This is a genomic window from Nitrospirota bacterium (assembly GCA_016212215.1).
Classification (GTDB): Bacteria; Nitrospirota; 9FT-COMBO-42-15; order HDB-SIOI813; family HDB-SIOI813; genus JACRGV01.
Window position 1 is genome coordinate 1 of sequence record JACRGV010000052.1, and the last position, 15,110, is coordinate 15,110.

Sequence of the window (15,110 nt, forward strand, 5' to 3'; positions counted from 1 at the left end):
ACCGTTATCTCAGGTACATGTTTGAACGCCTGCCATTGGCTGAGACTGAATCAGACTACAAGGCATTATTACCTCAATACGTTGACCGCAACTCCATCCTCAGCATGCAGCTCTGAGGGTGGGGTTAATTAACCGCTTACCTCAAGCATATCGGAGAAGAGACCGGCAGACCTCCTCGATTAAGCCTGTAGTGAGCTTGTCGAACTAAGTAAAACCCCCACAGCCGGTTTCCCTGACACCGTCTTTTGGGATCCCCCCCCTCTGCGGAGTCTTACTCCCACGATACCGGGTATGCCAATTGAAGAATCCCCAAAAGACTACCCGACTGGTGTGCCCAAAAACAGAGTGTTCCCCCCTCGTTCCCAGCGGAAAAACCAGTGAGATAGTCCAAGACATGAAAATTTCACACATACCCACCACTGACGACCATTGAAAGACACCGAAAACCCTAAAAAACTCCTTGACGACTTAGATTTTGTAGAGTAGCATGAGGCTCAGTTTTTTGATTTTCCTATATAATCTTTCATGACTTCCCTGAACTATTAATCTGACATTCCCTGTATATATAAGTAATCAAGGTCATTAAAAGCCTGCCTGCAATTATTTGTTTCTTTTTATAGGTTTTTCATTAATTTTATCTTCCAGCATCCTTAACATTTCTTCCACCACAATTCTTTCCTCACTCCGCAATCTGTCAATGATTTCTCGGTTCTTGGTTTCGAGATATTTTATTAGTGTTGCGTAAGGGGATAAAAACTCCATTAAATCATTTTGATTCGCTGCCTCTATCTCCCTGAGAGCTGTCTTTATTACATTAATCTGCTTTGCTTTAATAATATTTTTAAATGTCTGTGCATACGAATCAAATACTTCATTTTTTTCTGAGACGAGATACGGAAGATAGCTCAGTGACTCTCTCAAGTTTATTAACGACGGTTCCTTATTCTCTTTATTTACTTCTTCAATAAATAGAGATAAATATATATTCCAAAGCCCAAGCCAACTCAAATGTTTATGGTGATCACAATCTTTTCCTTCAATAGCTTTTTTAAATGCTTCTAACGCATTAGTATATTTACGAAGAGACTGATAAGCACTCCCCATGTAATACCATGCACAGGTGTCATCAGAATCTATTTCCGTATATTTTTGAAACGCTTTTATTGCCTCGTCGATTTTTTCTGTACAGAGATATACATATCCAAGCCAATACCATAGATAATTTTCAGACGCGTCAGACTTTAGGTCGATAGCCTTCTTAAATGCTACGGATGCTTCTATATATTTTTTGAGATTGACGTACATGTTTCCCATCATATGCCAAGCTTCATGCATATCAGGTTTTATTTCAATAACCTTCTTATATGCCTCTATCGCTTCATTATATCGTTTAATTTCTTTATATGCATCGCCAAGGTTGCTCCAAGCCTCGTACATATCTGGCTTTTTCTCGATAGCTTTTTTACACGCCTCAATTGACTCGTTAGATTTTCCAAGTCTATTATATAGACACGCCTGTTTTGTCAATATTTTTGTATCATGTGGTTTAGCTATTAATGCTTTGTCAGTTATCTTTAAACCGACATCATAGTCTTCACGAGCACATGCTACGCACATTTCATCTCGACCCCTATATTCAGGAACTGCTTCCTTAAGATACCAGAGTTTATCTATATCATGTTGGATTTTAGTATTGTCAGAGGATAATCTTTCACGCATTTCATATAACGTTTTGTCCAGATATGTGAATAATTCTTCCTTTGTAAACCATGTCTCCAGAAACTTTACAATAAATCTAAGCCTCTTCTTTCCAGCTTCCACCCTCATTTGTCTCCAATGTCTGAAAAGTCTTTCATTGAAATCGTAGAAAACCTTTTTGGGAAGTTTCTTTGCGATCTTAATATACCCAATCTTTTCGAGTCTTTTAATCTGAGAAAGTACGACATTAACAGGTATGTAACAACATGCAGCTATCTCTGTTGGGGTAAGCAAGCCTTCTGCCTTTGCCATTACATCAATGATCTCTTTTTGTTGCTCAGAAAGATATCTTATTCGTTCGCGAAAATAAGGTGAGAGTTCATCAAGAAGCTTGATAAAAGTTTCTTCCACAGAAGTTATATCACCTTCAGCAATGATATGATACAGGCTTAATATCAGTCTAGGGTTGCCCCCAGCCAATTCATGGAGTGCCTTGAGTTTAGCCTCAGATTCTTCAAGCTTTTCTCTAAGATCGGTCCTTTCATCAAGCTCTGCATATCGCTTAAGAAGAGATACGTTATCTTCAAATGATAAGTCCTTAAGCCAGATGATCTCAAAGAAATTGTAAAATGGTCTATCATGGTTAATGATTGAATCAAAAAGGGTTGGGGCAGAACCTACAAGCAAAAGACTGTCATAGGTCATCAATACTTCTCGTAGAGAAGACTGGTCTTCATCTGTAAATCTTTCAATTATATCATTCAAGTTATCAACAAGAAGGAGTAAAATTTTCCCAGTTTTTTTCTTAAATTGTTTTAGATAGTCAACGGCGATTTCCTTCTCTTTTTCATTTAATGTCCGTGGACTTATCAATTCTTCAGGTATTGGAGGGATTCCTGCTATCTCTAACTCATCAAGATATTGAAGGGTTAACTTTATAAATTTTGTTATATTACCGGGATATTCTTCCTCTGAAAAAATAACTGGTATAAACTTATCTTTGTAAGCATTTAATCCCTTTGTTTTTATTTCCCCTCTGAGAGAATAATAGAGAATCCTCAATAAGTGGCTTTTCCCTATACCTTTTGGACCAACAAGTATGGGGTTGGAGAAACTTTTTCCTGCTGAAGCACTCTTCAGTATCCTTTTCAGATTATCCAGTTCTATATCCCTTCCTATAAGGGTATCTTCAAGTGTTTTTGGATAAAGCAATGCAGGGGTGTATTTATAAAGTTTCATAGTTATTCCTCCACCAAATCATGATATCTCAACCACCAATCTCTAAGAATATTGGTTGAAAAACTGTAGGATTTATCTTGTAGATCATAAAAAACATAAAAATCATTTTCGATGTCAGTCATGAGGTAGCTGAATATCTCATCCTTCAGTTCGCCCTTACTTATTTGACGAAATAACTTAAACAGCTCAGTCTTTTTGACCCTCCCTTCCCTTGCTACCTCAAGTATCAACCGTTTTGCTACCCGTTCGATATTTTCATCATAATAGTCTTTCAATCTGGTGAAATAATGTTCAAAATAGGTTCTGCTGGCAGGGCCGAGAACTTCTTCACGGTAGGCTCTATTAATAATATCGATGCTGAGGGCTTTTTGTTTAAGCCTTTCCATCTCGTATAGACTCTCTTTTACAAGGATCTGTATAAAATACGGTACAGGTGCGCCGATTAATTCCAAGAAGTTATCAACTATGGAAAGAGGTATCTCACTTATTTGTCCCTCGTTTCTTAAAAGCTCCATGATGTAAGACTTACCGTCCTCTTTGGTAAATGGACCAATCCTCGCGGAAGAGAAATCATTTATTACCTTAGTGCCTGTTTTTACTACTTCCAGTATATGCTCGATGCCAATGAAACCACCAACCACCCAGCGAATATGCGATAATTCTGGCATCTGTCTCACGGATCTGAACCAATGAAGGAAATCATAAGCTGATTGGTCACCACTTCTCCTTGAAATATTTTGGACAAGTATAGGCAGTTCATCAATTATGAAGAGAATTCTGTCATCATATCCTTGAAGTTTAGAAATGAAATAGAGGCCCTTTTCTTTCCAATCTTTTCCTATTTCATTTTTTATTTTTAAACGCACATCAGCAACTTCAATCTCTTCAACCTTCCCAGCGATGTCCTTTAACCACTGCGTTATAGAAATCAATTTGCCTCGAAGTTTTGAATCTGAAAGCACTTTTGTGAACAGGGCACTCAAGAAATCCTGGGGTTCACCCATCCCTTCTGTATTCAAAAAGAAAGTCTTAAAGCCAGGTTTGGGATTTTCGTAAAGATGATACATTATGCTTGTCTTGCCAAATCTTCTTGGCGCTTTTAAAAGGATGGAACTTTTCTCAAGCGTTTTCCAGATGTTACTTATTACCTCTTGTCTGTCCCAAAGATCTTTACCCTTCGCTATATTTCCAATAACAAAACATGGTCCTTCCATAAGCTACCTCCATTTACGGCAAATTTGTTATATGACATATTTGTTATATAACACACCTGTCATATTGTCAAGCGTCTTATTTAATGATGTTTTCCGCAAGCAGCGATTCCGTAAATTCTTCTTCTGAATTATGTGGTAATTTAGGGAATATCGGGGGGCTTGAATTATAAGTATATGGGAAAGGTAATTATTACATTCTTTATATAGCTTTGTGCACCTGATATCATTTAATGCCCTGTTTTATGTGTGCTCCCTTCCTGCACAACATCAGTCCATATACTCATCCCCCTTAATTTACACCAAGTTATTGAATAAGGCTCATTGGCATCCTTCTGGCTTTTGCCGTCTGTTATGGCAGAAGCACTCAAAGGGATATATAACAGGCGTCATCCGGAGAGGGCTGATTACCTCAGTTTTTCTTGTTTTAATCTCTTTGTCAAGCTCTTTCAATTCAAATGGATTAGTTTTGTCAAAAATATTTTTATAATTCCCTTATATACTACTTTTAACCTGGTGTTATATAATATTTAAGATTTGCAGAATAACCGGACGGCACTCATGGAACATAAAAAAACTGACATCATACTTTTATTTATCACACGCATCACAAGATTATTTGCCTATGGATTTTTATCCGTTACTCTTGCCCTCTATCTTTCAGAGATCGGTCTGAATGAAAAAGAGATAGGTCTTTTATTTACTCTCACCCTTGTTGGTGATGCTGTTATCTCCCTATGGCTTACAACCTCTGCAGATTACAGGGGCAGGCGGCTGATGCTGATTCTTGGTTCAGTATTAATGATACTGGCCGGCATAGTCTTTGCTGTCACCAGGAACCAGACATTCCTGATACTTGCTGCCATTATTGGTGTTATTAGCCCAAGCGGCTACGAGATCGGGCCTTTTCTTTCTATTGAACAGGCAGCACTTACCCAGCTTGTTTCAGATAGAAAACGCACGCATTTATTGGCATGGTACAACCTTGTAGGCTCATTCGCTACAGCACTTGGTTCACTGGGCGGTGGGATTATGGTTCAGTTAATGCAGGGAAACGGTTTTACAAAACTGGCATCATACCGCTCTGTATTGGGAGTCTATGCCTTAAGCGGGCTTGCACTCTTTGTTGTATTCTTTTTTCTTTCCTCTGCTGTTGAAGTTAAAGTTCAGACGCATCTTAAACCGGTAAGCCGCTTTCTTGGTTTACACCGCTCACGCAATGCAGTCCTGCGGTTAAGCGCCCTCTTCTCTTTTGACGCATTTGCCGGAGGACTCATCATGCAGAGTATACTGGCGTACTGGTTTTATGTAAGATTTGGCGTTGATGCAGGGACTCTCGGCGGAATCTTCTTCGGAACCAATATCCTCGCAGGGATATCTTCCTTACTTGCAGTCAGACTTGCAGGCAGGATAGGTTTAATCAATACTATGGTCTTTACTCATATCCCATCCAATATATTACTGTGTCTGATACCGTTGATGCCGAACCTGACCCTCGCAATTATCTTAATGATGTTACGTTATTCCATTTCACAGATGGATGTACCCACCCGACAGTCCTTTACAATGGCCGTTGTCAGCCCGGATGAACGCTCTGCCGCCGCCGGAATAACCACCATAGCACGTTCCATTGGTTCATCATTCTCACCTGTTTTAAGCGGTATATTCCTCACATACCCCGCCCTGTTAAGCATGCCATTCTTCATGGCAGGCGGAATGAAAATAATATATGACCTGTTACTATTCTATAATTTCAGGACTATGAAGCCGCCTGAAGAGCTCATCAGGCACAAGAAAACGTAATATGATTTTCTTGCTGTTTAGGACAGTTTTAATTAGAATATGCGTTGAATTTTAAAATAACGGCTACGGAAAGAACTCAATCTTTATAAAGGTTGAAGACGAGTTTAATAAAATGATCGAGAAAATAGCGAATAATGAAAATTAGACTATTCATCAGCAGTGTCCAGAAGGAGTTTACGGCAGAGCGTACGGCTCTTCGCGATTATTTGCGGGGGGATCCGCTATTCCGGCGGTTCTATGATGTTTTTCTTTTTGAAGATGTGCCCGCCATTGATAGACGGGCCGACGAGGTCTATCTACACGAAGCTAAGCAGTGTGACATTTACGTGGGGCTGTTCGGCAAGGAATACGGAAAGGAAGACGCTAAAGGTTATTCTCCTACGCATCGGGAGTTCGACCTTGCGACTCGGCTCGGGAAACACCGTCTAATTTTTGTCAGAGGCGCTGACGATGGCGGTAAGGCCCCCAAAATGCAGGCCCTTATCAAGGCGGCGGGAGACCAGGTTGTGAGGCGCCGCTTTGTTAGTACCGCAGAGCTGGTAGCCGCGATATACGGAAGCCTCGTTCAATATCTTGATGACCACGAATTGATACGTTCAGCACCCTTTGACGCCTCTTTCTGCAGGAACGCCGCCATGGACGATCTGGACGAAGATAAGATTCAAACATTTCTTAGTCGGGCCCGACGGGCCAGAGGCTTCCCTCTGCCTGAAGGCTCCACGGCACTGGAGGTACTTACTCATCTGAATCTCCTTGATAAAGAAAGACCGAGCAATGCAGCAGTCTTGCTTTTTGGAAAACAGCCGCAACGTTTCCTTATTTCCTCCGAGATTAAGTGTGCCCATTTTCATGGCGTTGAGGTAACCAAGCCCATTCCCTTTTACCGGATTTACAAAGGAACAGTCTTTGATCTTGTAGATCAGGCCGTTGATTTTGTACTTTCCAAAATCGATCTTGCTGTCGGAACCCGGGCACAGAGCGTCCAAGCACCAGTGGCATACGAGATGCCCCCTGAAGTGATTCGCGAGGCCATTGTCAATGCCGTGGCCCATCGGGATTATACAAACAACGGCAGCATTCAGGTGATGCTCTTCGCAGATCGGCTGGAAGTCTGGAACCCCGGTACACTCCCGCCTTCCTTGACACTCGCTAAACTGCGAAAGCCCCACGGCTCCGTGCCCTGCAATCCCTTATTGGCCGAGCCGCTATATCTTACCAAATATATCGAACGCATGGGCACCGGAACAGGTGATATGATTAAGCGCTGCCGTGATGTGGGTCTTGATGAACCGGAGTTTGCCCTTACAGACGGTTTTGTGGTTACTATCCGAAGAAAGCCTGAACTGGCCTTCAAAGCCGTCGGCGGGATTACCGGGGAAGTCACCGGGGTAGTCGGTACCAAGTTACATCCAGAGTCAGGGGTAGAGTCAGGGGTAGAGTCGGGGGTAGAGTCAGAACTGGCGGTTAAACTGCTTCGCTATCTATATGAGAACCTGCTAAGCAAAAAAGAGTTGGCGAATAAATTGGGTAAAGCCAAGCCAAGCCGCTACTTAAATGATTTAATGAGCAGACTGATAACTGACGGTTTTGTTGAATACACCATCCCCGACAAGCCCAACAGCCGCCTCCAGAAATATCGCCTGACTGCCAAAGGGAAAAAAATATTGGAGACTAACAAATAATGGCCAAAAAGAAAATAAATAAACTGACAGTCGAAGCCCTGATGTCTGATGTCAATAGTGGACACGAAAACCTCATGCTGACACATTTCCCGACAGCCTCGCCAAGCCCCTTGAAATCGGTGTATTTGTGAGATCAGCGGCTGAACTTGACCGTGCCGGTGCTGCAACAGAAACGGGGACATTAAAAGGAGGATAGATATGACAGAAATCAGAAAGATTCGTAAGGTTTTAAAAAGTAAACCTACAATCGAAGGTGCAGGCGTCCATCTGAATCGCGTCTTTGGATTCAGCGAAGTTCCCATGTTTGATCCGTTCCTGCTTCTGGATGATTTCCGCTCAGACAATCCGGAGTATTATCTAAAGGGGTTCCCGTGGCATCCGCACCGCGGGATAGAGACCATCACTTATGTCCTGAGTGGAAAGGTAGAGCATGGTGACAGCATGGGGAACTCGGGTATAATATCCGCAGGCGACCTGCAGTGGATGACCGCCGGTAATGGGATTATTCATCAGGAGATGCACAAGGGTGATACTAACGGAATGATGGGCGGCTTCCAGCTCTGGGCCAATCTACCCGCAAGCCATAAGATGATGGAACCCCGCTACCGGGATATAAATAGCGAACAAATTCCAGAGGTGGTATTGGATAACGGCACAAAAATCAAGGTCATATCCGGCAGGCTCGGGGACATTCAGTGGCCTGTTAAGGACATTGTCATTGACCCGGAATATTTTGACATCACTGTAAGCGCAGGGTCCGAATACGTTCATCCAACAAAGCGTGGGCATACGGTTTTCGCTTATGTTATTGAGGGTAAGGGATACTTCTGCAATGAGAAGAATCCCTTTTCTTATGAGACTGAAGGGATCAACTATTTTGACATGCAAAGAGATTCGTCTATCGGTAATGGAACTATTATCCTGTTTGACGATGGTAATCAGGTCATGGTAACTACTGAATCTGAACCGGTAAGGTTCCTGTTAATATCCGGAAAACCCATCGGAGAACCGGTCGCATGGTACGGCCCTATAGTAATGAACACACAGGAGGAACTCAGGATAGCATTTGAAGAATATCACAATGGCACGTTCCTCTTATTTTCCAATAGGAAAACACAAAGTGAATACCGGTAGAATGTCTAATTTAAAACAGTCTTCCGGCAGTCATCTCAGTCGCATGACTACCTCTGAAATCCGTTCGACAATGTCATTATCAATTATATTTGCCATGCGGATGATGGGGCTGTTCATGATCTACCCGGTGTTCTCTATATATGCAGAGCGCCTGACCGGCGTCACACCGCTCACAATCGGCCTTGCACTCGGCGGTTACGGGCTGAGCCAGGCCATCTTTCAGATCCCATTCGGATTGCTTTCGGATTGGCTCGGACGCAAACCTGTAATTACTACCGGCCTGCTGATCTTCGCATTGGGCAGTGCTGTAGCGGCAATGTCGGATTCTATCTATGGAGTAATTATAGGCCGCATTCTACAGGGAGCCGGAGCCGTGGGTTCAACAATACTGGCCATGATCGCCGACCTCACAAGGGAGGAACATCGTACCAAGGCCATGGCCATCCTCGGTATGACCATCGGGGGATCCTTTGCACTGGCGCTGGTGCTGGGGCCTATACTTAACGGATACATAGGTGTGCATGGTATTTTCTGGTTGACGGCAGGTCTTGCCCTTACCGGTGAGCTGGTTCTGGTTGCAATAGTACCAAAACCAGCTCAGGTGCGCCTGCACCGGGATGCCGAAGCGGTCCCTGCCCTGTTTCGTAAGGTACTTACCGATGGCCAGCTCTTGCGGCTGGATTATGGTGTCCTCTCACTTCATGCTATCCTTACTGCCAACTTCGTGGCCCTGCCGATAGCACTAAGGGACGCAGCCGGCCTTGATGCACGTCATCAGTGGTATCTGTATCTGCCGGTGCTGGCCGCAGCAGCGGCAATCATGGTACCTTTCATTATCCTGGCGGAGAAGCGCCGCAAATTAAAACCGGTATTCCTCGGTGCCATCCTGTCTCTGGCCGCTGCCAATCTGGCGCTGATGGAGTGGCATTACAGCCTGGCCGGCACAACGGCTGCATTGATTGTATTCTTTGCCGCTTTTACCCTGATGGAGGCCAGTCTCCCTTCCCTGATCTCCAAGGTGGTCCCTCCTGATGCAAAGGGAACAGCCATGGGGGTCTACTCGAGTTCACAATTCCTGGGCATTTTCATTGGAGGTACAATCGGCGGCTGGGTATACGGACGTCATGGTCTGGAGGGAGTATTCGTTTTCACGGCCCTGCTATCTGTTACCTGGTTTCTCTTTGCTGTCACCATGAAGAAACCGAGCTTCCTGACCGGATATATACTGAACATCGGCAGGATCAGAGAAACAGATGCAAACGACATCGCCGGCAGACTCATGCAGATCAGGGGTGTCGCCGAGGCCATAGTAATTGCAGGGGAAGGCACTGCATACCTCAAGGTAGACAGTAAGACCCTGGACGAAGGAGCACTTGCCTCCTTTTCCATCACCTCATCAGCGGATTAAACCGAATATGTTAGGTAACCTTTTTAAAGCGTTATCCTCGCTCCGCTATACGAAGAAACGCCTGCTGTGTTGTAACCAATAGCCTCTGTATAATTTTCATCCAAAAGGTTTTCTATTCTGAAAAATATCTCTATTGTTCTGCTGAGTTTATAACTTCCTGACAGGTCAACTTTTGAATAGGCTGACATGACCTTCTGCCGGTCAGGTTTGCCATCGAAATCAGTATCTGCCCATTCCACTCTTCTTCCTGAGTGATTAAAGTTGATAGTCATCCTTAGATTGCCGGATGGGTTCACAAGTAAAACAACACCATACTTATTTAACGGCCTCCTCTGGAGATAGAAATGGGTCTCACTGTCTTCTGTGTCATTGTAAGTATAAGTTCCCTCGATTCTAAGCATCTGACCGGACTGCCATACAATGCTTGCCTCAACACCATCAGATAATGCCTTTCTCCTGTTCTGAGGCTGATATTTACCGGCTGTATTCGGAAGCCACTGAATAATGTCCTCATAACTATTCTTAAAATAACTCACTGATACAGACGAACTGCCGGAGACAACCTGCTCTGTTCCAATCTCCCATCCTTTACTCTTCTCAGGTTTCAGATTGGGGTTGCCTATAGAAAACAAATCTTCAGGCCGGAACAGGTCATTCAGATTAGGGCCTTTGAAACCTGTCCCATATTGGGCAAACCATTTTACCCCATTGGCCGGTGTATGAGTTATCCCTGCCCTGTATGTAAAGGCGCTATCATATATTGTGCTGTCATCCCATCTTAATCCGGCTAAGAGCTGTACAGGTGACTTCAGACCCCTCTGGTCCTGAATATAGACGGCACTGTTATCAACCTTTTTATTGTAACTGCCGGGGATATCACCAAGTTGATGCATCCTCTCATAACCAATCGTCAATTCAGCGCCATCGTCACTGTGTATGTTATGCTGCCAGTTCGCAGTATCTACCCTTGAGTTGAACTGCCCCCTGTTCCATGGTGTATCATCATCAGTATAAACAAACTCATCATCCGAGCTTGTTAATGTCAGGCGCTGGTCCCAGTTGCTGTTAAGAGAAGAACTGTAGTTTATACCAAGCAGATTCCATTGCCTCTGCTGTTTGTAATTCGGATCATCAATACCGAATCCGTCCAAATCAGTATTGGATTCTGTAAGGCGTGCTGATATATCAATCCTTCCTGTGGCCCCGGCAGATATTCCCATTTTTGAAGATATGGTTGTGTTTCTGTAACCATCCTTTTCATTGCCTGTACTTGAAGTGGAAAAACCTTCGGTCTCAAGGTGTGATGCACTAACATGTAAGTCATATCTGTCGGCCTTCAATGAGGTTGAGACATCTTCTCTTTTCGTATCAAAACTTCCTGTCTCCACAGTTACAGTACCTGAAGTAGTATGTGCCTTTTTGGTAAATATCTGTATGACCCCGCCCATAGCATCAGAGCCATACAATGTACTCAGAGGCGCCCGGATAATCTCAATCCTCTCAATATCATTAACATTCATATCCGCAAAATCAAACCCTCCCATTGTCGGGCTGTTTACCCTTATACCGTCAATTAATACAAGTGTATGCCGCGACTCTGCCCCTCTAATAAAGACTGAAGAAGTTTTGCCGGGCCCTCCCTGTTGTGTAACAGCTAACCCCGGTACCTCTCTCAGTACATCAGATACAGTGGCGGCATTTTTTTCTCTTAAATCATTCTCTGTTATGACTGTAACAGTAGTCGGTATCTGTGACCTCAGAACCCCTCCCCGTGCGGCAGTAATAAGTACATCATCCGGACTGATACTCTCAGCACCGGCCTTATTCATGCACAACATACTCAATCCGCACATCAATGCGATAACCGATTTCTTCATCCGAAAATCTCCATAGCTCACCCTCCCCCTAACCCCCTCCCGTCAAGGGAGGGGGAATCTTCGGCAATCTTTCATATCTCCCCTCCCCTTGCGGGAGGGGACTAAGGGGAGGGGGCCTTATTTTCATCAACCTTTGTGAACCGAAGGTTCATGGCAGTTCATCCGAAAATCCCCTCCGGCGGGGTTGGAAAACCCCGCCTATCCATTTCTACGAGGATAGGCGGGACATTCCTGTCCCGCTGATTTTCATGGCCCTTTGTGAGCCCACGGCTCATGTGGGTTCATCCGAAAATCCCTTCCGGCGGGGTAAGAAAACCCCGCCTATCCATTTCTACGAGGATAGGCGGGACTTTCTTGTCCCGTTGATTTTCATGGCCCTTTGTGAACCATGGCTCATGACGGTTCATCCGAAAATCAACCCCAGCCCCACCCTACCCCTCCCCTTGAAGGGGAGGTAATCAACCTAGCCCCCGCTCCCTCAGGGAGAGGGTTAGGGTGAGGGTGGGGTTTTCATTGCTATTTGTGAGCCACCGGCTCATGACGGTTCATCTGAATATCTCCATAGTTCTTCCTCCCCCTTAAATTAAGGGGGAAAGGGGTGGTCTACCATTAAGCAATTTTACCACAGCAGTCGTTTCGTAAAAATCTATAATATTCACCTTGCAGAAATCCTGCTGTATCCTGAAACAATTTTCTATTGCCAGGTTCAGGGCATAGCAGATAATAATTCTATTTACACCTGCATGGGTAAATAATACAATTTCCTCACCCGCATGTTTTTTAATAATACCCTCAAACTCTTTAATCACCCTCGACTGCATCTCAGGAATGGTCTCACCGCCCGGCGGGCATGTACGTATAGGATCTGCAAGCCACCTGTCCCATGACTCTGTGTAATTTGACCGGATTTCATCAGGGGTCAGTCCTTCCCAGCACCCCAGATTTATCTCCCTTAAGGCATCTGATGGAATTACCTCTAAGCCTTGAGACGCCGCAATAATTTTAGCCCCATCCAGAGAACGTCTCAGGTCACTTGAATAGATGGCACTAATGGTTTTATCTTTTAAACACGCCGCTACAGCAGTGGTCTGTGCCACACCTTCAGGAGATAATTCAATATCTGAATGACCGTTATAGACTCCTTTATGTGAGTTTACAAGATGACCATGACGGATTAAATATGCTCGTGTGTAGCTCATTTGAAAATTACCATAGCTCACCCCCACCCTGACCCTCCCCCCTCAAGGGGGAGGGAATATCTATTGCAATTCTTGTTTCTTACATCTTACTTCTGCTAACTTCTATCTATCTTTATTAAACCTGTGCCATTATAAGTATAAACAAAAGCACCATCACCTCATTAAACTCATTGACTGCCCCTAAAACATCACCTGTAACGCCACCCAATCTCTTCTTAAAGTATACTACCCCGATGAGAGTAACACCCCCTATAAATGAGATGAGAAGAGCACCTATCCACCCCATCATGACTATGGCTGCAACACATGCAAAAAAGGTAGCTGTCACAAGGTTAAGCGGCGTTACTGTTTCAACAAAATCTTTACCGGTACCTTTGTTCACTCTTGCATAGTCAGATAAAGCGGCCATCAGTACTATCGCCCATCTTGAAAGGGTCGGCATTAATAAAAGAGCAGCATATTTCATGGTCTGAGGAATCTCATGGATTGCTGTGTATTTAAGCCCTATAATCATAATAAGCCCTACCGCACCGATCGCCCCCACCCTGCTGTCCTTCATAATAGCAAGGGCATCTTCCCTTGTCTTCCCGCCATACAAACCATCACAAGTATCTGCAAGGCCGTCTAAGTGAAGACCGCCTGTAATCAGTGCAAGAACCACAACCAGTATAAAACTTGCTACAGATTTCGGCAGTATGTATGACAGCGCCACATCCGCAGAAACAAGAATCCCTCCGATAACGGCTCCGGCAACCGGAAAGAAGGCCATTGCCCTCCCCATATCTGCCGGCCTTAATTCCCCCTTCATTGGAATGGGCAGAACTGTCAGGAATCCCAAAGCAATGAACAACTGTGTAATCACTCTATATCAATCCCCTTTTTCCTTAGAAAATACATATTAGCCTTGAAGAGGTTAATGATATTAAACAGATATGTCAACAATTCCTTTGTGAGTACAGCAATTCTCGGTGAACCCTTTTTCCCTTGCTAATGCGGGACAGGAATGTCCCGCCTATCGCGATAGGCGGGGTTTTCTAACCCCGCTGTAAGAGCACTTGCCTGATATTTCACCGAGAATTGCTGTTGTGAGTATTTGGCGTGTGGCCATTGATACATAAGTCAAGTTTTAGGAATGCATTGGTATCTACCAGGATTATACGAGGGATGAAAGAAATTTTCCTGCGGAAATAATCCTGATACCCTTTTCAAGCCTGTCAACAGAATCTCTTTTTACTACCTGATATAAGTATGGTATTGCCATACGTTCTTTGAAGTAGGTAAGATGGGGTGACGGGGTAGTATCATTGAGTTTAACTTCAACTGCAAACCACGGCTTGCCGCCTATGACAACGAGAAAGTCAACCTCCCGCTTATCAACATCACGCAGGAAGTTCAACTCTGCCTTGAATCCCTCATAATCGTTAATAAAATGAACAAATTTCAGAAGATGAGATGCTATGAGATTCTCAAAGCGGGCCGCCTCATCCTCTACATCAGACCAATCCCACAAGTATAGCTTAGCGTAACCGTTCACAGTTGACAGTTTACAGTTAACGGTTAAGAAAAATATAAAAGTAAGAGGAAATTGTGGGCGCTTCTTTTGAAGATTTAGAAGTATGGGAAAAATCGTATCCCGGATTTCCAGAGATTCTTAAATATAGCAAAAGGTTCGGCTGCGGAACTGAGAACACAAGTATATATTTCACAAGAGGTCAAGGTAGTAACCCTTCAGTGAGGCGTGGTGACACGAAAAAACTACTTGCGTTCTGGTTGCCATCTATGGTACAACATGATGAATGGAGATGGCGGTCAGATATCGTGGCAGAGAATTCGCCCATGAGGAAATAGCCGAAGTACGT

Annotated in this window: 11 protein-coding genes; 5 read left to right on the forward strand and 6 right to left on the reverse strand. The window is 44.0% G+C overall.

Translation table 11 applies throughout. From position 1 onward, the window contains the following. Positions 1-600 precede the first annotated feature (600 nt). On the reverse strand, positions 601-2,937 hold the full coding sequence (locus tag HZA08_04800) for a tetratricopeptide repeat protein (GenBank protein ID MBI5192744.1): 2,337 nt from the start codon (positions 2,935-2,937) through the stop codon (positions 601-603). A gap of 2 nt (positions 2,938-2,939) precedes the next feature. Further along, complete coding sequence (locus tag HZA08_04805) at positions 2,940-4,151, reverse strand: hypothetical protein (protein MBI5192745.1); 1,212 nt, start codon at positions 4,149-4,151, stop codon at positions 2,940-2,942. Between the two features lie 558 nt (positions 4,152-4,709). Here HZA08_04805 and HZA08_04810 point away from each other — a divergent pair. From HZA08_04810 to HZA08_04825, 4 genes are all read left to right on the forward strand, one after another. Next, entirely contained in the window at positions 4,710-5,951 is a 1,242-nt protein-coding gene (locus HZA08_04810; GenBank protein MBI5192746.1) for an MFS transporter, read from the forward strand. 134 nt (positions 5,952-6,085) lie between these two features. After that, complete coding sequence (locus HZA08_04815) at positions 6,086-7,633, forward strand: DUF4062 domain-containing protein (protein MBI5192747.1); 1,548 nt, start codon at positions 6,086-6,088, stop codon at positions 7,631-7,633. A gap of 198 nt (positions 7,634-7,831) precedes the next feature. Continuing rightward, positions 7,832-8,767, forward strand: a complete 936-nt coding sequence (locus HZA08_04820) for a pirin family protein (protein MBI5192748.1) — start codon at positions 7,832-7,834, stop codon at positions 8,765-8,767. A 43-nt stretch (positions 8,768-8,810) separates the two neighbouring features. Further along, positions 8,811-10,175, forward strand: coding sequence for an MFS transporter (locus tag HZA08_04825; GenBank protein MBI5192749.1), 1,365 nt, complete (start codon positions 8,811-8,813; stop codon positions 10,173-10,175). Positions 10,176-10,198: 23 nt separating this feature from the next. On the opposite strand, the gene HZA08_04830 is transcribed toward HZA08_04825, so the two are convergent. From HZA08_04830 to HZA08_04845, 4 genes are all read right to left on the reverse strand, one after another. Further along, the gene (locus HZA08_04830) at positions 10,199-12,073 is read right to left on the reverse strand and encodes a TonB-dependent receptor (protein ID MBI5192750.1); all 1,875 of its coding nucleotides are present in this window, start codon (positions 12,071-12,073) and stop codon (positions 10,199-10,201) included. A 557-nt stretch (positions 12,074-12,630) separates the two neighbouring features. Beyond that, positions 12,631-13,251, reverse strand: a complete 621-nt coding sequence (locus HZA08_04835) for a histidine phosphatase family protein (protein ID MBI5192751.1) — start codon at positions 13,249-13,251, stop codon at positions 12,631-12,633. A 115-nt stretch (positions 13,252-13,366) separates the two neighbouring features. Next, on the reverse strand, positions 13,367-14,113 hold the full coding sequence (gene cobS / locus HZA08_04840; protein MBI5192752.1) for an adenosylcobinamide-GDP ribazoletransferase: 747 nt from the start codon (positions 14,111-14,113) through the stop codon (positions 13,367-13,369). 291 nt (positions 14,114-14,404) lie between these two features. Next, positions 14,405-14,785, reverse strand: coding sequence for a DUF4143 domain-containing protein (locus HZA08_04845; protein ID MBI5192753.1), 381 nt, complete (start codon positions 14,783-14,785; stop codon positions 14,405-14,407). A 96-nt stretch (positions 14,786-14,881) separates the two neighbouring features. Between HZA08_04845 and HZA08_04850 the strand changes: the two genes are divergently transcribed. Next, positions 14,882-14,986 carry a four helix bundle protein gene (locus tag HZA08_04850; protein ID MBI5192754.1) on the forward strand — a complete coding sequence of 35 codons (105 nt, stop codon included), beginning with the start codon at positions 14,882-14,884 and terminating at the stop codon, positions 14,984-14,986. The last annotated feature ends 124 nt before the right edge of the window (positions 14,987-15,110 follow it).